At 65.8% G+C, this 18203-nt stretch carries 20 protein-coding genes; 15 read left to right on the top strand and 5 right to left on the bottom strand.

Annotated features, from left to right (window positions below; translation table 11 throughout):
• Positions 1–82 precede the first annotated feature (82 nt).
• The 9 genes from AC2T3R_RS16365 (at position 83) to AC2T3R_RS16405 (ending at position 7758) form a co-directional block, all read left to right on the top strand.
• On the top strand, positions 83–1417 hold the full coding sequence (locus AC2T3R_RS16365) for a lysine N(6)-hydroxylase/L-ornithine N(5)-oxygenase family protein (RefSeq protein WP_486743972.1): 1335 nt from the start codon (positions 83–85) through the stop codon (positions 1415–1417).
• 307 nt (positions 1418–1724) lie between these two features.
• Positions 1725–2918, top strand: coding sequence for a PepSY-associated TM helix domain-containing protein (locus tag AC2T3R_RS16370; RefSeq protein WP_015270822.1), 1194 nt, complete (start codon positions 1725–1727; stop codon positions 2916–2918).
• A complete protein-coding gene (locus AC2T3R_RS16375) occupies positions 2915–3454 on the top strand; it encodes a thiamine pyrophosphate-binding protein (RefSeq protein ID WP_486743973.1) in 540 nt (179 codons plus the stop codon). Before AC2T3R_RS16370 ends, AC2T3R_RS16375 begins: the two co-directional genes overlap by 4 nt.
• Entirely contained in the window at positions 3451–3771 is a 321-nt protein-coding gene (locus tag AC2T3R_RS16380; RefSeq protein ID WP_013973133.1) for a hypothetical protein, read from the top strand. The genes AC2T3R_RS16375 and AC2T3R_RS16380 overlap by 4 nt, the downstream gene beginning before the upstream one ends.
• Positions 3768–4337, top strand: coding sequence for a DUF6162 family protein (locus tag AC2T3R_RS16385; protein ID WP_367245590.1), 570 nt, complete (start codon positions 3768–3770; stop codon positions 4335–4337). Before AC2T3R_RS16380 ends, AC2T3R_RS16385 begins: the two co-directional genes overlap by 4 nt.
• A 16-nt stretch (positions 4338–4353) precedes the next feature.
• Complete coding sequence (locus tag AC2T3R_RS16390) at positions 4354–5256, top strand: metal ABC transporter substrate-binding protein (RefSeq protein ID WP_015270825.1); 903 nt, start codon at positions 4354–4356, stop codon at positions 5254–5256.
• Positions 5253–5999 carry a metal ABC transporter ATP-binding protein gene (locus AC2T3R_RS16395; protein WP_486743974.1) on the top strand — a complete coding sequence of 249 codons (747 nt, stop codon included), beginning with the start codon at positions 5253–5255 and terminating at the stop codon, positions 5997–5999. The genes AC2T3R_RS16390 and AC2T3R_RS16395 overlap by 4 nt, the downstream gene beginning before the upstream one ends.
• A complete protein-coding gene (locus AC2T3R_RS16400) occupies positions 5999–6898 on the top strand; it encodes a metal ABC transporter permease (RefSeq protein ID WP_013973136.1) in 900 nt (299 codons plus the stop codon). Before AC2T3R_RS16395 ends, AC2T3R_RS16400 begins: the two co-directional genes overlap by 1 nt.
• Positions 6895–7758 (top strand): metal ABC transporter substrate-binding protein, encoded by an 864-nt coding sequence (locus tag AC2T3R_RS16405; RefSeq protein WP_486743975.1) that lies wholly within the window; start codon positions 6895–6897, stop codon positions 7756–7758. The genes AC2T3R_RS16400 and AC2T3R_RS16405 overlap by 4 nt, the downstream gene beginning before the upstream one ends.
• A gap of 125 nt (positions 7759–7883) precedes the next feature.
• On the opposite strand, the gene AC2T3R_RS16410 is transcribed toward AC2T3R_RS16405, so the two are convergent.
• The 5 genes from AC2T3R_RS16410 to AC2T3R_RS16430 all read right to left on the bottom strand — a co-directional run bounded on the left by AC2T3R_RS16410 (position 7884) and on the right by AC2T3R_RS16430 (position 11015).
• Positions 7884–8936 (bottom strand): DUF1615 domain-containing protein, encoded by a 1053-nt coding sequence (locus AC2T3R_RS16410; protein ID WP_486743976.1) that lies wholly within the window; start codon positions 8934–8936, stop codon positions 7884–7886.
• Between the two features lie 26 nt (positions 8937–8962).
• Positions 8963–9514 carry a hydrolase gene (locus AC2T3R_RS16415; RefSeq protein ID WP_025338669.1) on the bottom strand — a complete coding sequence of 184 codons (552 nt, stop codon included), beginning with the start codon at positions 9512–9514 and terminating at the stop codon, positions 8963–8965.
• Positions 9515–9572: 58 nt separating this feature from the next.
• Complete coding sequence (locus AC2T3R_RS16420) at positions 9573–10292, bottom strand: thioesterase II family protein (protein WP_486743977.1); 720 nt, start codon at positions 10290–10292, stop codon at positions 9573–9575.
• The gene (locus AC2T3R_RS16425) at positions 10289–10510 is read right to left on the bottom strand and encodes an MbtH family protein (RefSeq protein WP_486743978.1); all 222 of its coding nucleotides are present in this window, start codon (positions 10508–10510) and stop codon (positions 10289–10291) included. The genes AC2T3R_RS16420 and AC2T3R_RS16425 overlap by 4 nt, the downstream gene beginning before the upstream one ends.
• 103 nt (positions 10511–10613) lie before the next feature.
• The gene (locus AC2T3R_RS16430; protein WP_015270832.1) at positions 10614–11015 is read right to left on the bottom strand and encodes a hypothetical protein; all 402 of its coding nucleotides are present in this window, start codon (positions 11013–11015) and stop codon (positions 10614–10616) included.
• Between the two features lie 240 nt (positions 11016–11255).
• Between AC2T3R_RS16430 and purU the strand changes: the two genes are divergently transcribed.
• From purU to AC2T3R_RS16460, 6 genes are read left to right on the top strand one after another with little or no spacing between them, the layout of a single operon-like run.
• The gene (gene purU / locus AC2T3R_RS16435; protein ID WP_013973142.1) at positions 11256–12122 is read left to right on the top strand and encodes a formyltetrahydrofolate deformylase; all 867 of its coding nucleotides are present in this window, start codon (positions 11256–11258) and stop codon (positions 12120–12122) included.
• Positions 12119–13030, top strand: a complete 912-nt coding sequence (gene folD, locus AC2T3R_RS16440; RefSeq protein WP_486743979.1) for a bifunctional methylenetetrahydrofolate dehydrogenase/methenyltetrahydrofolate cyclohydrolase FolD — start codon at positions 12119–12121, stop codon at positions 13028–13030. The genes purU and folD overlap by 4 nt, the downstream gene beginning before the upstream one ends.
• Positions 13012–14253, top strand: a complete 1242-nt coding sequence (locus tag AC2T3R_RS16445; RefSeq protein ID WP_100412867.1) for an FAD-dependent oxidoreductase — start codon at positions 13012–13014, stop codon at positions 14251–14253. The genes folD and AC2T3R_RS16445 overlap by 19 nt, the downstream gene beginning before the upstream one ends.
• A gap of 12 nt (positions 14254–14265) precedes the next feature.
• The gene (locus AC2T3R_RS16450; RefSeq protein ID WP_486743980.1) at positions 14266–14571 is read left to right on the top strand and encodes a sarcosine oxidase subunit delta; all 306 of its coding nucleotides are present in this window, start codon (positions 14266–14268) and stop codon (positions 14569–14571) included.
• Positions 14568–17471, top strand: a complete 2904-nt coding sequence (locus AC2T3R_RS16455; protein WP_486743981.1) for a 2Fe-2S iron-sulfur cluster-binding protein — start codon at positions 14568–14570, stop codon at positions 17469–17471. Before AC2T3R_RS16450 ends, AC2T3R_RS16455 begins: the two co-directional genes overlap by 4 nt.
• A gap of 3 nt (positions 17472–17474) precedes the next feature.
• The gene (locus AC2T3R_RS16460; RefSeq protein WP_015270838.1) at positions 17475–18080 is read left to right on the top strand and encodes an aminomethyltransferase family protein; all 606 of its coding nucleotides are present in this window, start codon (positions 17475–17477) and stop codon (positions 18078–18080) included.
• The last annotated feature ends 123 nt before the right edge of the window (positions 18081–18203 follow it).

The raw sequence follows: 18203 nt of genomic DNA on the forward strand, positions 1-18203 counted from the left end.
TGGCTCGTTCCAACACATGTACTTGCGCAGGAGCCGGAGCCCCGGCGGGCGTCCAAATTCGACCATTCAGGGAATCGCAGCCATGAGCCAGCCCTCACAGCAGGAAACCATCAAAGATCTGATCGGCGTGGGCTTCGGCCCTTCCAACCTGGCCCTGGCCATCGCCCTGGAGGAACTCGCCGAGTCTCAGGGCCATGCCCTCGACGCGCTGTTCATCGACAAGCAGCAGGACTATCGCTGGCACGGCGAAACCCTGGCCACTCAGAGCGAGCTGCAGATCTCGTTCCTCAAGGACTTGGTGTCGCTGCGCAACCCCACCAGCCCCTACAGTTTCGTCAACTACCTGCACCAGAAGCAGCGCCTGGCCGACTTCATCAACCTCGGCACCTTCTACCCGTGCCGCCTCGAGTACAACGACTACCTGCGCTGGGCCGCCGAGCACTTCGCCACCCAGGCGGTATATGGCGAGGAAGTGCTGCGCATCGAGCCGGACGTGCAGGCCGGCCGGGTCGAGCACCTGCGCCTGGTCTCGCGCGACGCCCAAGGCCGCGAATACAGCCGCCGCACCCGTTCGGTGGTGGTAGGCAGCGGCGGCACGCCGAAAATCCCGGAAAAGTTCGGTGCCTTCAAGGACGACCCGCGGGTATTCCACCACTCCCAGTACCTGAGCAGCCTGAACAAGCTGCCATGCACCACCGGCAAGCCGATGCGCATTGCCGTGATCGGCTCGGGCCAGAGCGCCGCCGAGGCGTTCATCGACCTCAACGACAGCTATCCGTCGGTCAAGGTCGACATGATCCTGCGCGGTTCGGCCCTCAAGCCCGCCGATGACAGCCCGTTCGTCAACGAGATCTTCTCGCCGGACTACACCGACCTGGTCTACAACGAACCGGCCGACCAGCGCAGCAAGCTGCTGGGTGAATACCACAACACCAACTATTCGGTGGTCGACCTCAACCTGATCGAACGCATCTACGGCATCCTCTACCGGCAGAAGGTCGCCCACCAGTACCGCCACAACGTGCTGTGCCGGCGCCAGGTCGAAGCCGTGGTGGCCACCCGCGAAGGCCTGGAGCTGACACTGCGCGACCTCGCCACCGGCCAGCAGCAGACCCACCGCTACGACGCGGTGATACTCGCCACCGGTTACGAGCGCCGCTCGCACCGTGACCTGCTGGCGCCCCTGGCCGGCTACCTGGAAGATTTCAGCGTCGACCGCAACTACCGCGTGCTGGCCAGCCCCGACCTGCAGGCCTCGGTGTACCTGCAGGGCTTCTGCGAAAACAGCCACGGCCTGAGTGACACCCTGCTCTCGGTGCTGCCGGCGCGCGCTGCGGAAATTGGCCGCGCGCTGTACCAGGACCTGGCGCAGCTGCACGGCAAGCCGCAACCGGCCGTGGCCCTGACCCGCGCCTGATCCCCTGCAAGACCAGCACTGCCCTCCAGGCATGTACAGGTCCTGTAGGAGCGGCCTTGTGTCGCGAAAGGGCTGCGCAGCAGCCCCTGGGTTTCAGCGCAGGTGCACAAATTGCCGGGGCTGCTTTGCAGCCCTTTCGCGACACAAGGCCGCTCCTACAGGGTCGCGCCAGCTTTCAGGTTCCTTCGCATCCTGAAACATTTGCTTGCATTTAAAACGGCAGGTTTTCGATTCTCATTCGTCCTTATCAATACAGCCCCTCTTTGGCTGGGCACACGCTCGACTCCCCATTGCAGAAGACCGTCAGATGGCCAAATCACCAAAAAAATCCAAATCCAGGCTGTGGTTCCTGGTCCACAGCTGGCTCGCCTTGCCGATCTGGTTCTTTGTCCTGATCGTCTGCTTCACCGGCATGCTCGCGGTGGTCAGCCAGGAAATCGTCTGGCTGGCCGACCCCGCCGTGCGCGCCAACAAGCCCGACGCCGACGCCGAGCGCCTGAGCTTCCAGCAGGTACTGGACGCCCTGCACAAGGCCGAGCCGGACATGGTGGTGGAGCGGCTGATCCAGCCCGACGGTTCGCACTTCGCGGTCAAGGCCAATGTCACCCTGCCTGACGGCACCAGCCCGACGCTTTATGTAAACCCCTACACCGGGGCCATCCAGGGCAAGACCCCGGACTTCAACTTCGAAGCCTTCACCCGCGCCTTGCACGGCTGGTGGCTGGTGCCGTTCACCAGCGGTTTCAGCTGGGGCTGGTACCTGGTGTCGTTGCTCGGGCTGCCCATGCTGGCTTCGCTGGTAACCGGCCTGGTGGTGTACAAGAAGTTCTGGAGGGGCTTCTTCAAGCCGGTGCGCACCGGCCACGGTTCGCGAATTTTCTGGGGCGACCTGCACCGCCTGGCCGGGGTCTGGTCGATCTGGTTCATCGCGGTTATTTCCATCACCGGCACCTGGTTCCTGATCCAGGCAATCCTGGCCGACAACCACATCACCATTTCCAGCCGGCCCATCGTGCCGGTAATCGCCCGTGAAGACGTGCCGCAAACCCCGAATGGCAGCCCGGCAGCGCGCATCGACCTGGATGAAGCGGCACGCATCGCCGGCCTGGCGGTCCCGGGGCTGGAGATCAGCTTCATCTCGCTGCCGGCTACCGCCTACAGCCACATCACCCTGGCCGGACCAGGCTGGTACCCGCTGATGTTCCAAAGCGCCTCGGTCAACCCGTACACGCGCAATGTCGACAGTCAGTTCCTGATCAGCGACCGCTCCGCCCTGGAGTTCGTCACCGAATCCATGCGCCCGCTGCACACCGGCGATTTCGGCGGCCTGCCGATCAAGCTGGTGTGGTTCTTCTTCGGCCTGGTCCTCACCCTGATGGTGTTCAGCGGTTTGCTGATCTGGACCAAACGCACCGCCCAGGCCACCGCCGCCGCCCTCAAGCGCAGCGAACGCGCACCGCGCATGGCGCGCCATGAACCCACCGTGGAGATCCGCCCATGAGCCAGGCCCAAGCCGTGCCCATCAGCCCGCTGAAGCAACTGTGGCTGAAGTGGCGTTTTCACTTGAACATCCTGCTGATCCTCATCCCGCTGGGCTTCATGCCCAAGTACTTCGCCGAGGCCAAGCTGTTTCGCGGCGAAGCGGGGCTCGGCGCCAATGTGATCCACGACATCCAGGTCGGCCCCTATACCCTGGACCTGGCCGAGATGCGTGACGAGGCTCCCCGCGCCGATGGCCCGGCCGGCCACTTCAAGGTCTTCAATGCATCGCTGTGCAAGGCCTGCGTCAACGGCGTCAAGGCGGCCTACCTGCGCATCGGCAAACCGCGCAGCCTGCGCGCCGCCGGCACGATTTTCTTCGGCGCGCCGTACAACATGGGCACCTCGTTGCCGATCCCGCCACGCACCAAGCCCGACGCGCAGATCTGGATCACCCTGGAAGGCTGGGACGGCAGCATGCACCAGGCGTCCGTCCCTCTGGCCAAGGCATCGCCAGCCACCGTGGCCTGGCTCGAGAAACAAGGAGGCAAGAAATGAAACACCTGATACGCACCCTCGCCCTGCCCTTGCTGGTGCTGGCCGCCTGCCCGGCCCTGGCGCACAACCCGATGTGCGAGTGTGAAGAGCTGGCCGGCGGCCAGGTCAAGTGCACCGGCGGCTTCTCGGACGGCAGCGGCGCCCCCGGAGTTACCCTGGATGTGATCGGCTACGACGAACAGGTGCTGGTCGGCGGCAAGCTCGGTGATGACTCGACCCTGACCTTCAAGCGCCCGGACGGCGAGTTCTACGTGCTGTTCGATGCCGGCCCCGGGCACGTGGTGGAAGTCGACTACGCCGATATAGCCCAGCCATGAGCCGCGCCCAAGTGATTCGCCCGGCCGGCGCCGGGCACGAAACCCTGTACGTGCTGCTGGTCAGCCTGCTGATCGTGGTACTCGCCACCGGCGTGGTGCTGCTGCGCGGCGAACGCGAGGATGAACAGGCCATCGCCAGCCACCAGATAGACGCCCGTCGCGACCTGACCGCCGCCGAGCAAGGCCTGTACACCGACTTGCGGGTGGCCTTCGACGAAATCCAGCTGCTGCGTGAAGAGAACACCGCTGCGCCCAGCGTACAGGCACTTGCCGAGGAAGGCCTGCCACCGTTCGTGGTCGATGCCGGCAGCCAGAGCCGCGGCAGCCACCAATGGTCGTGGCTGGAGACCGGGGCCTACCTTGGCCGCAGCCAGGCCCCGGAAGTGGCCGGCAGCCTGCTGCTGATCCTGCCGGCCGACAGCACCGGCCAGGCCGATGTCTGGCTGCGCCGCGACAGCGCCGCCGTGACCCCGGACGACCTTGGCCAGGCCGCCCTGATCGCCGCCGGCTGGCAGCAGGTGGTCAGCCATTACGACGCCGGGGTCACCCGCGAACACCGTCATTGAACCCAAGGACTTCCCCATGCTCCGCTCCGCCCTCGCCCTGCTCCTGGCCATTGCCCTGCCGGCACAGGCCCTGGCCGATAACGGCAAGCCCCTGCGTATCGGCATTACCCTGCACCCCTACTACAGCTATGTGAGCAACATCGTCGGCGACAAGGCCGAAGTGGTGCCGCTGATTCCGGCAGGGTTCAACCCCCATGCCTACGAGCCACGGGCCGAGGACATCAAGCGCATCGGTACCCTGGACGTGGTGGTACTGAACGGCGTCGGCCATGACGATTTCGCCGACCGCATGATCGCCGCCAGCGAGAAGCCCGACATAAACACCATAGAGGCCAACCAGAACGTACCCTTGCTGGCGGCCACCGGCATTGCCGCCCGCGGCGCCGGCAAGGTGGTCAACCCGCACACCTTCCTGTCGATCAGCACCACCATCGCCCAGGTCAACAACATCGCCCGCGAACTGGGCAAGCTCGACCCGGACAACGCCAAGCTGTACACGCAAAACGCCCGCGCCTATGCCAAGCGCCTGCGCGCACTGCGCGCCGAAGCACTGGCCAAGGTCACCGAGGCGCCCAGCGCCACCTTCCGGGTCGCCACCATCCATGCCGCCTACGACTACCTGGTACGTGACTTCGGCCTGGAGGTGACTGCGGTGGTCGAGCCAGCCCATGGCATCGAACCCAGCCCGGCCCAGCTGAAGAAGACCATCGACCAGCTCAAGGCGCTGGACGTGCGGGTGATCTTCTCGGAAATGGACTTCCCGTCGGCCTATGTCGAAACCATCCAGCGTGAATCCGGCGTGCGCCTGTACCCGCTTACGCACATCTCCTACGGCGAATACACCAAGGACAAGTACGAAGTGGAGATGAAGCGCAACCTCGACACCGTGGTCCGCGCCATCCAGGAGAACCGCGCATGACCGCCGCCGCCAACCTGGTGACAGCCTGCGGGCCGCGCATCGAGTTTGCCGGCATCGACCTGACCCTGGGCCGCACCCGCATCCTCGAACAGGTCAGCTTCAACGTCGCCGCCGGCAGCGTGCATGCCATCGTCGGCCCCAACGGCGGCGGCAAGAGTTCGCTGATCAAGACCCTGCTTGGGCAAATGCCACACCAGGGCCAGCTGAGCCTGCACTGGCCCGGCGAACGCGAAGTGATCGGCTATGTGCCGCAGGCGCTGGAGTTCGACCGTGGCCTGCCGATGACCGTGGACGACTTCATGGCTGCCATGTGCCAGCGCCGCCCCGCCTTCCTCGGCCTGTCGCGCCGTGTGCAGCCAGCCATCGACGCGGCCCTGGCGCGGGTCGGCATGCTCGACAAGCGCAAACGGCGCATGGGCGCGCTTTCCGGTGGCGAACGCCAACGCGTGCTGCTGGCCCAGGGCCTGATTCCCGAGCCGCAACTGCTGGTGCTGGACGAGCCGATGTCGGCGCTGGATGAAGCCGGCATCCAGGTGTTCGAACAACTGCTGCAGGGCTGGCGCCAGGCCGGCACCACCGTGCTGTGGATCGAACACGACCTGGAAGCTGTGCTGCGCCTGGCCGACCGGGTTACCGGCCTGAGCCGCCAGGTACTGTTCGACGCCCCGCCCGCCCAGGCCCTTACCCCGGAGCGCCTGCTCGGCCTGTTCTCCGTTCACCCGCGTAGCGAGAGCCTTGCCTGATGAGTTTCGAAATCTTTCGGCAAACAGTCCAGGACTGGGCCACTGCCGGCTACCTGCCCGAGGCGCTGGCCTACGGCTTCGTGGTCAACGCTTTGCTGGCCGGTTTGATGATCGGCCCGGTGCTGGGCGGCCTGGGCACCCTGGTGGTGGTCAAGCGTTTTGCCTTCTTCTCCGAGGCGGTCGGCCATGCCGCGCTGACCGGCGTGGCCATCGGCATCCTGCTGGGCGAGCCCTACACCGGCCCCTACGGCAGCCTGTTCGGCTACTGCCTGCTGTTCGGCATCTTGCTCAACTTCCTGCGCAACCGCACCGGGCTGTCGCCGGACACACTGATCGGCGTATTCCTATCGGTGTCGCTGGCGCTGGGCGCCAGCCTGCTGCTGATGCTGGCGGGCAAGATCAACGTGCACATCCTCGAGAACGTGCTGTTCGGCTCGGTGCTGACCGTCAGCGGCCAGGACCTGGTGGTGCTGGGCATCGTCGCGGTGCTGGTGCTGGCATTGGCCGTGCCGCTGTACAACCGCATCATGCTGGCCAGTTTCAACCCACAGCTGGCGGCCGTGCGCGGGGTGGCGGTGAAAACCCTGGACTACCTGTTCGTGGTGCTGGTGACCCTGGTCACCGTGGCCTCGGTGAAGGTGATCGGGGCGATCCTGGTCGGGGCGCTGCTGGTGATCCCCGCTGCCGCCGCACGCCTGGTCAGCCAGTCGCTGAAGGGCTTTTTCTTCCTGTCGGTGCTGATCGCCACGCTGAGCACGCTGCTGGGCATCCTGCTGCCAATCGTTTTCGACCTGCCGGTGCCGTCCGGCGCCGCGATCATCCTGGTCGCGGGCATCTGCTTCGCGCTGGCGGCGCTGGCCCGCGCCCTCGTCCCCCGCCTGCAAGGAAACCCGGCATGAACCTGAAACGCCTGACCCTGGCGCTGGCCCTGGCCAGCCTGCCGTCGCTGTCTTTCGCCACGCAAGTGCTGACCACCCTGCCCGTCACCCACAGCCTGGCCAGCGCCTTGCTCGAGGGCACCAAGGTGCAACTCAAGCGTGCAGCACCCGCCAACCTGCCTGCCAGCCGCCAGCCTTCCTATTTCAGCGGTCGCGGTGGCGCCAGCCTGCACAAGGCCGCGCAGCAGGCCGACGCGGTGATCGGCGTGCGCTCGATCTGGCGTGACGACCCGCTGTACCCGATGGCCCGGCGTAGCAATATCCGGATCGTCGAAATCGACGCAGCACGGCCAGTGGATGGCGCGCTGCCGGGCATAGCGGTGAGCGGCGACGAGGCCTATGGCGCCTACCCCTGGCTCAACCCGACCAACTTCGGGCGCATGGCCGACGTGGTAGCCAATGACCTGGAGCGGTTGGCGCCGGGCGACAAGGCGCAGATCCAGGGCAACCTGGCCGGGCTCAAACGCCAGTTGCTGGAGCTTTCGGCCAGCAGCCAGACACGCTTGGCCAAGGTCGACAACCTGACGGTGGTGAGCCTGTCGGAACGGCTGGGTTATCTGGCCAGCGGGTTGAACCTGGACGTGGTCGAGCAGCCGCTGCCAGCCGAGTGGGATGCGACTGCGCTGAAGGCGCTGGGGGACAACCTGAAAGCGCAGGATGTGGCGCTGGTGCTGGACCATCGGCAGCCGGAAGCGGCTGTGGCCGAGGTGATCAAGGCGTCCGGGGCGAAGTTGGTGGTGGTGGAGAGTGACCCTGAGGATGCGTTTGCCGGGTTGAAGGCCAGTGTGGATCTGGTGGTTGCCGCCCTGGGCGAAAGCTGATGTTGGCTGTGCCGGCCTCTTCGCGGGCTTGCCCGCTCCCACAGGGATAGCACAGGGCCAGAGAACAGTGAGGTACCTGTGGGAGCGGGCAAGCCCGCGAAGAGGCCGGTGCAAGCAATGGACAGCTAGCGCTTCATGCACCGCTGATAACGCTCATCCACCCGCCCGGCAAACCACGCCGTGGTCAGCTTGCGGGTGATCTTCGGGCTTTTCAGCTGGATCCCCGGCAGCACCGCCCGTGGCACCGGCTTGCCGGCCGCTGCATCGGCCAGGGCGAACACCCCGCTGTACAGCTTGCTGTCCTCGAAGGCCAGACTATCGCCCTGCTCCAGCTGGCTGCGAATCTGCGGGTTGCGCAGGCCCAGCTTTCCTCCCAGTTTGCGTGCCGCCTTTTCAGTGGTCCCGGGCATGATCGAGCCCGGCGCCACCAGGTCGCCATCCAGCGCCAGCGTCGCCCCCGTCGCCTTGCTCAGTGCCGCCTGAAATGCCGCATTGCGGCTTGCGTACCAGCCCGCGTTGAAATCGGCAAAGCGATACAGCTGGCGATCATAGTTGGCCGAATAGCCTAGCAAGTGGGCGATACCGAAATACATGCCGCCGCGCCGGGTGAACACTTCCTGGCGAATGCTGCCATCATGGCTGTAGGGGTAATCCCGCGCATGCTTTTCGGCAAAGTCGATGCTGACCTGCATCGGCCCACCGGTATGCACCGGGTTCAGCCCGCCCAGCAAGGTCTTGCCCAGCGGCACGCGAGCGATGACTTCGTCATACAGTTCGCTCAACTGCTTCTCGCTGCGCACCGCCTGCAAACGCTGCTGGTAGCTCTTGCCATTACCCGACGGCGTCTTCAGTGCACCATCGACCAGCAGCTTGGGGATATGCAGGCGCGCGGCGCGGCGGTCGATTTCCTCCCGGGCGATACGCCCCAGGTTGGGCACCTGCGGGTCGGCATTGAAGGTCGATTCCTGTTCGGTCACCGCCAGCACCGCACACAGGTTGCTCTTGCTGGGGGCAATACGCTGGGCCTCGAACGCCACCTGAATGTCCCGGGCCCAGCCCTCGCGGTCCTTGGCCTGGGCGGGTAACAGCCGCAGCAGTTGGGAGCGGACCTTGGCCGGGTCCGCCTCGGGTGCTTCCTCACGGCGCCCGGCGCAGCCTTGCAGCAGCGCCAGGGCCATCAACCCGGCAGCCAGTAACCGGCCGTTCAGGGCTGTTCACCGACCAGGTAGGTCTTGCTGATGTGCCGGAACAGCGGGTGGCCGGCACTGCCCATAAGCTCGAACAAAACCATTTCGCGGGTCACCACCTGCGCCCCCGCAGCCCGCATGCGCGCCAGCCCTGCAGCCTTGCTCGCCGGGGTACGGCTGTCACAGGCATCCTCGACCACGAACACCTGCTTGCCCAGCGCCAGCAGGCCGAGCACGGTCTGCAGCACACACACGTGGGTTTCCATGCCACAGACAATCACTTGCTCGCGCGCCATCAAACTCGCTGGCAGGCATTCGGCGGCCACGCAGGAAAAATGGCTTTTCTCCACCACCTCGGCGGCCGGCGCTGCGGCCAGCAGTTCGGCCAGGGTATGGCCCAGGCCCTTGGGGTACTGCTCGGAAATCACCGTCGGCAGTTCCAGCTCGTTCGTCGCCGCCAGCAACCAGCGTGCCCGTGCGCGGGTGCCTTCAGGGTCGCTCATGGCGCCGATGAGTTTTTCCTGGATGTCGACGACCAGCAGCGTGGCCTTGTGGGGATCGATCAGCATTGTCTGCCTCTTGCCTGGGAAAAGGCCTAGCCTCCCCCAAGGCAAGCGGTGCCGTCAATCAGGCGGACAGCCGAAGCGGTTGCAGCGACGCGGTCAGCGCAGCGAGCACCCGGTCCTCATGCTCATGGATGAAGAAGTGGCCGCCAGGGAACATCTGCAGCGAGAACGCCCCGTGGGTTTCCTTGCGCCAGGCCTGCAACTGCTCGTCACTGGCGCGGTCCTGCATGCCGCCCAACACGTGCAGCGGGCACTGCAAGGCCGGCCGCTGTCGGTAGGCGTAGGTACCACACAGCAGGAAGTCGGCGCGCAGGGTGGGCAAGGTCAGGCTCATCAGCTCGGCGTTGGCCAGCACTTCCTCGGGCGTGCCCTGAAGCTCGCGCAACTCGCCGATCAACTCGGCGTCGCTCTTGGGCTCGCGCCAGTTCTTGCCGTCGTAGTCCTCGCGGCGGGTCGGCGCTGCGGTGCCGCAGGCAAACAGGGCCAGTGGCGCCGGGCAGCCCAGCGCCTGCAGCTCATGGGCCAGCTCGAAGGCCAGCAAGGCGCCCAGGCTATGGCCGAGCAGCGCGTAGGGGATGCTGGCCGCCAGGCGCTGTTCGGCGGCCAGTTGCCGGGCCAGGGCCTGCATGTCGGTGTGCAGTGGCTCGGCCATGCGCGCACCACGCCCGGGCAGTTCCACCGGGCGCACCTGCAGCCACGTCGGCAGCTTGCGCCGCCAGCGGCTGTAGACCATGGCGCTGGCCCCGGAATACGGCAGGCACAGCAGGTTCAATGCAGTCACTGGGCGACGGCTTCGGCCATTTTCTGGCGCAGGCTCAGCGGGCGCATGTCGGTCCAGACTTCATCGATGTAGGCCAGGCAGTCCTTCTTCAGGCCGCTCTTGCCTACGGCACGCCAGCCGCTGGGGATGGCTTTGTAGTCGGGCCAGATCGAGTATTGCTCTTCGTGGTTGACCACTACCTGGAACTGGATATCGTCGCGGTCGAAAACGGAAGTCATTGCCTGTCTCCTTGAGTGATGGGTGCCGCTGCGCGCCTGGCGCAGGGGGGCTTTCAAGTAGACGTGGCGTGCGGCGAAAAAATTAGTGGGGCTGACGCGGTCTTCAGGTATCCCGCAACAGGTCGTGGGTATCGAGCAAGCGGAAGGCCACCTGCGGGTTGCGCTCCAGCCCACGGCGGATCGCCGCCGGGATCGACTGCCGGGTCTTGCGGCATAGGCCGGGCTGGTCGTCCAGTTCGATGACGATGCCGCGCATGGTTCGCACTTCGTTGAAACCGGGGGCAATGTGCACGCGAATGCCGAGGTTTTCATACATCCGCTGCTGCAGGCGTTGCAGGTCTTCCAGGTCCTTGAGGTTTTCCAGGCGGTCGAGCAGGCGTTTCTCTTCCTGGCGGGTCAGCAGGAGGATGCGCTGAGCGGCCTGCGGGTGATCGACCAAGTGTTCGCGGCCGCAGTCGCAGGCGCCAGGGGGGCAAGGTTGGCGCAGAGGCGGTGTAGTGCTCATGGAGCAATCATAGCCTGTACCGGCCTATTCGCGGGTGAACCCGCTCCTACAGGTCCCGGCTAAAACTTTCCTGCCAGGCAAAAAAAATTCACAAACCTCTAGACCGTCACCCGCCTCTTCGCCTATAAATCGCCTAAAGGAAATTTATATTCCTACCAAGAAATATTTCTTCGCCTCCACGCGAAGCCTCTTTTGCCCTTGTGCCCGACCTGCCCCACTCCATCACGAGGCCTATCCGACATGCATCCCGCTCCCGATCACTTCATCCTGCGCGTCAGTTGCCCGGCCGTGTCCGGCATCGTCGCCGCGGTGACCACCTACCTGGCCGAGCACGGTTGCTACATCAGCGAGATGGCGCAGTTCGACGACGAGGACAACGGGCGCTTCTTCATGCGCGCGGTGTTCCGCTACAACACCGGTGTCACGGGTGACACACCGCAGCTGGAAGCCGGCTTTGCCGATGTCGCCCAGCGCTTCGACATGCAGTGGAGCCTGCACAGCAGTGCCCGGCCGATGCGCGTGCTGCTGATGGTGAGCAAGTTCGACCACTGTCTGTCCGACCTGCTGTACCGCCATGCCAAGGGCGAGCTGGACATGCAGATCACCGCCGTGGTCTCCAACCACCTGGACCTGCGCCCGATGGCCGAGCGCCAAGGCATCCGTTTCGTCTACCTGCCGGTCAGCAAGGACACCAAGGCCGAACAGGAAGCCGCGCTGCTGCGCATCGTCGAGGACACCGGCACCGAACTGGTGGTGCTGGCGCGCTACATGCAGATCCTCTCCGACGACCTGTGCCGCCAGCTGTCAGGCCGGGCGATCAACATCCACCATTCGTTCCTGCCCGGTTTCAAAGGCGCCAAGCCTTATCACCAGGCCTACCAGCGCGGGGTGAAGCTGATCGGCGCCACCGCCCACTACGTCACCAGCGACCTGGACGAAGGCCCGATCATCGAGCAGGAAGTGCAGCGCGTGGACCATGCCTACGCACCGGATGACCTGGTAGCCATCGGCCGCGACACCGAGACCATCGCCCTGTCCCGCGCCGTGAAATACCACCTTGAGCATCGGGTGTTCCTGAACCACGACCGCACGGTGATCTTCAAATGAACGCCACTCCCAGTATCAAGCTGATCGACGGCAAGGCCACCGCGACGCGGGTGCTGGCCGAGGTACGCGAGCAGGTGCAAGAGCTGCGCCAGGGCGGCGTGCAACCGGGCCTGGCGGTGGTGCTGGTCGGCGCCGACGCTGCCAGCCAGGTGTACGTGCGCAACAAGGTGCTGCGTGCCGAAGAGGTGGGCATCCGCTCGCTGGAGCATCGCCTGCCCGCAGGCACCAGCCAGGCCGAGCTGCTGACCCTGATCGACCGCCTCAACCGCGACACCGAGGTCAACGGCATTCTCGTGCAACTGCCGTTGCCGGCCCATATCGACGAACACCGCATTCTCCAGGCGATCAGCCCACTGAAGGATGTGGACGGCTTCCACAGCGAGAACGTCGGCGGCCTGGCCCAGGGCCGCGATGTGCTCACCCCGTGCACGCCCAGCGGCTGCATGCGCCTGCTGCGCGATGCCTGTGGCGAACTGCGTGGCAAGCATGCGGTGGTGGTCGGCCGCTCGAACATCGTCGGCAAGCCCATGGCCGCCCTGCTGCTGCAGGCCGACTGCACGGTGACCGTGGTGCACTCGCGCAGCCGCGACCTGCCGGCCTTGTGCCGCCAGGCCGACATCCTGGTGGCCGCAGTGGGCAAGCCGCGGCTGATCGGTGCCGACTGGCTAAAGCCCGGCGCGGTGGTGATCGATGTCGGTATCAACCGCATCGACGAAGGCGGCCACAGCCGCCTGGTCGGCGATGTCGACTTCGCCGCCGCCCTGCCCCAGGTGGCCGGCATCACCCCGGTGCCCGGCGGCGTCGGCCCGATGACCATCGCCTACCTGATGAAAAACACCCTGCTCGCCCTCGACCTGCAACAACAGGCCGCCCACCAGGAGCGCACCGCATGCCTTTCGCCCTGCTGAAATACGGCCTGAGCGCCGATTACCCGGTGGAGGTCGACCTGCCACCACCGTGCGAACTCAAGCCACGCTATGACGTGGTGATCATCGGCGGCGGCGGCCACGGCGTGGCCATCGCCTACTACCTGGCCAAGTACCACGGCATCACCAATGTCGCCGTGCTGGAAAAGGCCTACCTGGGCGGCGGCAATACTGCGCGCAACACAGCGGTGATCCGCTCCAACTACCTCACCAGTGAGGGTGTGCGCTTTTACGCAGAATCGGTGCGCATGTTCCAGAACCTGTCGAACGAGTTCGACTTCAACATCATGTATTCCGAGCGCGGTCAGCTCACCCTCGCGCACACCGACGCCACCGTGCGCGCCTTCCGCCAGCGCGCCGAGGTCAACAAGCACTTCGGTGGCCGCACGGAGATGATCGACCGCCAGCAGATCCACGAACTGGTGCCAAGCCTGAACCTCGACCCCGGTCACCTGCCGGTGCTCGCCGGCCTTTGGCACATCGATGGTGCCACCGCCCGCCACGACGCAGTGGCCTGGGGCTACGCCAGGCAGGCGGCCAAGCGCGGCGTCGAGATCCACCAGCTGACCGAAGTGCAGGACTTGCTGATCCGCAACGGGCGCATCGAGGCGGTGAAGACCAACCGTGGCACCGTGCAGTGCGGTTGCGTGGTGCAGGCCGTGGCCGGGGCCAGTTCGCTGCTGATGGCCAAGGCCGGCATTCGTGCGCCGATCCACACCTACCCGCTGCAGGCCATGGTCACCCAGCCGTTCAAGCCGTTTCTCGACCCACTGGTGAGCTCCTCGGCGCTGCACTGCTACGTGCAGCAGACCAGCCGCGGCGAGATCGTCTTTGGCGGCGGCTCCGACCCATACCCGCTGTACAACACCCGCTCCACCCTCGACCTCAAGGAGAGCCTGCTGGCACACGCCATCGAGATGTTCCCGTTCATGGCCAACGCCAAGCTGATGCGCCAGTGGGCCGGGATCACCGACATGACCCCGGACTACAGCCCGATCATGGGCCTGTCGCCGGTGCACAACTATTACCTGGACGCCGGCTGGGGCACCTGGGGTTTCAAGGCCACGCCGATCTGCGGCAAGACCATGGCCGAGCTGGTCGCCAGTGGCGGCAAGGTGCCGGAACTGATCGCACCCTTTGCCCTGGAGCGCTTCAGCCGCTTCCAGCAAGTCAACGAAATGGGCGCCACCGCGGCCAGCCACTAAGGAGCGACGACGATGAAGATCCTGACCTGCCCCTTGAACGGCCCGCGCAATATCAGCGAGTTCACCTACGGCGGCGAATTCAGGCATATGCCCGACCCGGCCAGCTGCAGCGATGCGGAATGGGCCGACTATGTGTTCAACAGCGACAACCTTGCCGGCGTGGTGATCGAATGGTGGCTGCACAACGCCTCCAGCTACTGGTTCCTGGCCGAACGCCACACGGTGAGCGACCAGGTGCTGCGCACCTTCGACCCGAAAGAACTGTTCGACCGCCGCGCCGACTTCACCCCCGCCGCCACCCCGGAGATTGCCGGATGAACAGCCACACTCGCCTCCCCGCGCCCATGGGCCTGCTGATCGACCGCGAGCGGCCCCTGCACTTCCAGTTCGACGGCCAGGCCTGCCAGGGCTTTGCCGGTGACAGCATCGCCAGCGCCCTGCTCGGCAGTGGCCGCTGGCTGCTGTCGCGCTCGTTCAAGTACCACCGCCCGCGCGGCCCGCTGAGCATGGCCGGGCAGGATGCCAACACCCTGGTGCAGCTGCCGGACGAGCCCAATGTGCTGGCCGACCTGGAAGCCGCCCGCGATGGCCAGGTAGTCGAAGGGCAGAACTTCAACGGTAGCCTGACGCACGATCGCGACGCCTACCTGGGCAAGTTTTCGCGCTTCATGCCGGTGGGCTTCTATTACCGCTCGTTCTACAAGCCCAAGGGCATGTGGAAGGTGTGGGAGCCGCTGATCCGCAAGAAGGCCGGCCTGGGCGTGCTCGACCTAGGCTTCAGGCCGCAGTATTACGACAAGGCCTATCTGTTCGTCGATCTGGCCGTCATCGGCGCTGGCCCGGCGGGCCTGCGTGCGGCACTGGACGCGGCCAATGCCGGGGCCAAGGTGTTGCTGATCGAGCAACAGCCGGTGCTTGGCGGCTCGCTCACCTACGCCCGCTTCGACATTGCAGGCACCCGCGCTACCAGCTTGCGCCAGGAACTGCTGGCTGCCGTCGAGGGCCACCCGAACATCCAGGTGCTGCTGGACGCCACCTGCAACGGCTGGTTCACCGACAACTACCTGCCGGTGATCCAGCACAAACGCCTGTACAAGGTGCGAGCCAGCCGCTGCCTGGTGGCGGCCGGTTCGTTCGACCAGCCAGTTGTGTTCCGCAACAACGACCTGCCGGGGGTCATGCTGACCAGCGCCGTGCAGCGGCTGATGAAGCTGTACGCGGTAAAACCCGGCCAGCGCGCGGTAGTCCTCACCGGCCACGATGACGGCTACCTGGCCGCCCTCGACCTGCAGGACCAAAGCGTGGCCGTGGCCGCGGTGGTCGACATGCGCGCTGCGCCAGCCGATGCCGCACTGGCCGCAGAACTGAAGCGCCGCGATATACCCGTGCACCTGGGCAGCACCGTGTACGAAGCCCTGCACGAAGCGGGCATGCGCCACGTGAGTGGCGTGGATATTCGCCCGATCACCGGCCAGGGCAAGGTCGGCCCGCATGGCCTGCGCCTGGCCTGCGACCTGCTGTGCATGTCGGCAGGCTACATGCCGGTGTACCAGTTGCCGTGCCAGGCTGGCGGCAAGCTGGCCTACGACGTCAACCGCGACGAGTTCGCCATCAGCAACCTGCCGGCCGGGCTGGACATCGCCGGCTCGGTGAACGGCCGTCACGCACTGGGCAATGTGCTGGCCGACGCCACTCGCGGGGCTGCCGATGCGCTGGCAGCGCTGGGCCTGGAAGCGCCGGTGCAGCCAGTGTTCAGCGCCGAAGCCAAGGTCAACTTCACCTGGCCGATCTTCCCCCACCCCAAGGGCAAGGATTTCGTCGACTTCGACGAAGACCTGCAAGTGCGCGACATCGTCAACGCCACGCGCAGCGGCTACCGCGATGTGCAACTGGTCAAGCGCTTCTCCACGGTCGGCATGGGCCCGTCCCAGGGCCGCCACTCGGCGCTGCCGACCGCCCGCCTGGTGGCCCACGCCACCGGGCGCAGCATCAGCGAAACCGGGGTGACCACCGCCCGTCCACCGTTCCAGGCGGAAAAACTGGCCCACGTCGCCGGCCGCGCCTTCGACCCGTACCGGCAAACGCCCATGCACCGCCGCCACCTGGAAGCCGGGGCGAAGATGATGCCGGCCGGCATCTGGCAGCGCCCTGCCTATTATGGCAAGCCCGAGGAACGCGAACGCTGCATGCAGGAGGAAGCCCGCCATGTGCGCGAGAAGGTCGGCCTGATCGACGTTTCCACCCTCGGTGGCCTGGATGTGCGCGGCCCCAACGCCGCCGAACTGCTGGAGCGCCTTTACACCTTCGGCTTCGCCAAGCTGGCCATCGGCCGCACCCGCTACGCGCTGATGACCAACGAGCATGGCGTGGTGATCGATGACGGCGTGTGCGCCCGGCTGGGCGAGCAGCACTTCTACGTCACCGCCACCACCAGCGGTGTCGACCGCATCTACCAGCAGATGCTGAAGTGGAATGCGCAATGGCGCCTGGATGTGGACGTCACCAACGTCACCGCCGCCCTGGCCGCGGTCAACCTGGCCGGGCCGCTGTCACGCCAGGTGCTGGCCAAGGTGTGTGACGATGTGGACCTGTCGGCCGAGGCCTTCCCTTATCTCGGCGTACGCCAGGGCACAGTGGCCGGCATTGCCGCGCGCATCCTGCGGGTGGGCTTTGTGGGTGAACTGGGCTACGAAGTGCACGTGCCGGCGCGTCACGCCGAGCGCCTGTGGGATACCTTGATGCAGGCCGGCGCGGGGTTGGGCATTCGCCCGTTCGGCGTCGAGACCCAACGCCTGCTGCGCCTGGAAAAGGGCCACGTGATCATCAACCAGGACACCGACGGCATGACCCACCCGGCGGAGATCGACATGCAGTGGGCCATCGGCCGCAAGAAGCCATTCTTCGTCGGCAAACGCTCGATCGAGATCCTCGAAGCGCAGCCGCTCAAGCGCAAACTGGTCGGCTTCACCCTGCCCAAGGGCAGCCCGCAGCCGCTGGAGGGGCATCTGGTGCTGGACGGGGCGGACATCAGCGGCAACGTCACATCCTGCGAATACTCGCAAACCCTGGGGCAGATCATCGGCCTGGCTTACGCCGGTGCCCATCAGGCCACGCCTGGCATGCACATCCCGATCCGCGTGGAGGGCGGCGTGATGGTCAATGCCAAGGTGGTGCCCCTGCCGTTTCACGATCCCGACAACCTGCGCCAGGAGCTCTGAGCCATGACCAGTTTGCAAGCCAAAGCTTTTATTTCACCCGGCCCGCGGGCCGAACTGCTGCATACCTGCGCGTTGACTGACCTGACCGATCTGGCACGGGTCGGGTTTCGTGGGGGCGACAGTGCCGCTTGCCTGCAGGCGCGTGGCTACCGCTTGCCGTCGCTACCCAACCAGGCCGTGCGCCAGGAAGACAGTGGCTGGGTAGCACGCTTGTCGCAGACCGAGTACCTGCTGCTGGGCAGCCTGGCCGACGGCGGTGCACGGGTGGCTGCCGAAGAGGCTGGGTGGGTGCAGGATGCTCGGCGCAACTACCTGCTGCCGCGCCAGGATAGCCATGCCTGGCTGCAGCTGTCGGGGGTGCATTGCAGCGCGGTGATGGCCAAGTTGTGCGGGGTGGACTTGCGCGCCCGGGCGTTTCCCGTTGGGGCGGTGGCGCAGACCTCGGCGGCGCGGATCAACGTGATCGTGCTGAATGTGGGGAGCGATGAGAGGCCGGCGCTGCAGTTGCTGTTTGATCGGGCATCGCTGGCGTATTTCCGTGAAGCGGTGCTGGATGCCATGGATGAGTTCGATGGTGGGTGGGTCGGGGTAGATGAACTGATGCGTTGACCTGCACCGGCCTCTTCGCGGGTAAACCCGCTCCCACAGGGTAATCACTGGGCTTGGGGCTGTGGAGTACCTGTGAGAGCGGGCAGGCCCGCGAAGAAGCCAACGCGGTGGCTGGCACCGGCT

The organism is Pseudomonas sp. PVC-5-1 (assembly GCF_057444345.1).

Bases quoted from the DNA above. Each gene is read 5' to 3' on its own strand.
- AC2T3R_RS16370 (WP_015270822.1), top strand. From the start codon at position 1,725: ATGGCCAAATCACCAAAAAAATCCAAATCCAGGCTGTGGTTCCTGGTC.
- AC2T3R_RS16375 (WP_486743973.1), top strand. From the start codon at position 2,915: ATGAGCCAGGCCCAAGCCGTGCCCATCAGCCCGCTGAAGCAACTGTGG.
- AC2T3R_RS16460 (WP_015270838.1), top strand. From the start codon at position 17,475: ATGACCAGTTTGCAAGCCAAAGCTTTTATTTCACCCGGCCCGCGGGCC.
- AC2T3R_RS16395 (WP_486743974.1), top strand. From the start codon at position 5,253: ATGACCGCCGCCGCCAACCTGGTGACAGCCTGCGGGCCGCGCATCGAG.
- AC2T3R_RS16390 (WP_015270825.1), top strand. From the start codon at position 4,354: ATGCTCCGCTCCGCCCTCGCCCTGCTCCTGGCCATTGCCCTGCCGGCA.
- purU (WP_013973142.1), top strand. From the start codon at position 11,256: ATGCATCCCGCTCCCGATCACTTCATCCTGCGCGTCAGTTGCCCGGCC.
- AC2T3R_RS16425 (WP_486743978.1), bottom strand. From the start codon at position 10,510: ATGACTTCCGTTTTCGACCGCGACGATATCCAGTTCCAGGTAGTGGTC.
- AC2T3R_RS16385 (WP_367245590.1), top strand. From the start codon at position 3,768: ATGAGCCGCGCCCAAGTGATTCGCCCGGCCGGCGCCGGGCACGAAACC.
- AC2T3R_RS16455 (WP_486743981.1), top strand. From the start codon at position 14,568: ATGAACAGCCACACTCGCCTCCCCGCGCCCATGGGCCTGCTGATCGAC.
- AC2T3R_RS16445 (WP_100412867.1), top strand. From the start codon at position 13,012: ATGCCTTTCGCCCTGCTGAAATACGGCCTGAGCGCCGATTACCCGGTG.
- AC2T3R_RS16405 (WP_486743975.1), top strand. From the start codon at position 6,895: ATGAACCTGAAACGCCTGACCCTGGCGCTGGCCCTGGCCAGCCTGCCG.
- AC2T3R_RS16450 (WP_486743980.1), top strand. From the start codon at position 14,266: ATGAAGATCCTGACCTGCCCCTTGAACGGCCCGCGCAATATCAGCGAG.
- folD (WP_486743979.1), top strand. From the start codon at position 12,119: ATGAACGCCACTCCCAGTATCAAGCTGATCGACGGCAAGGCCACCGCG.
- AC2T3R_RS16410 (WP_486743976.1), bottom strand. From the start codon at position 8,936: ATGGCCCTGGCGCTGCTGCAAGGCTGCGCCGGGCGCCGTGAGGAAGCA.
- AC2T3R_RS16365 (WP_486743972.1), top strand. From the start codon at position 83: ATGAGCCAGCCCTCACAGCAGGAAACCATCAAAGATCTGATCGGCGTG.
- AC2T3R_RS16415 (WP_025338669.1), bottom strand. From the start codon at position 9,514: ATGCTGATCGATCCCCACAAGGCCACGCTGCTGGTCGTCGACATCCAG.
- AC2T3R_RS16380 (WP_013973133.1), top strand. From the start codon at position 3,451: ATGAAACACCTGATACGCACCCTCGCCCTGCCCTTGCTGGTGCTGGCC.
- AC2T3R_RS16400 (WP_013973136.1), top strand. From the start codon at position 5,999: ATGAGTTTCGAAATCTTTCGGCAAACAGTCCAGGACTGGGCCACTGCC.
- AC2T3R_RS16430 (WP_015270832.1), bottom strand. From the start codon at position 11,015: ATGAGCACTACACCGCCTCTGCGCCAACCTTGCCCCCCTGGCGCCTGC.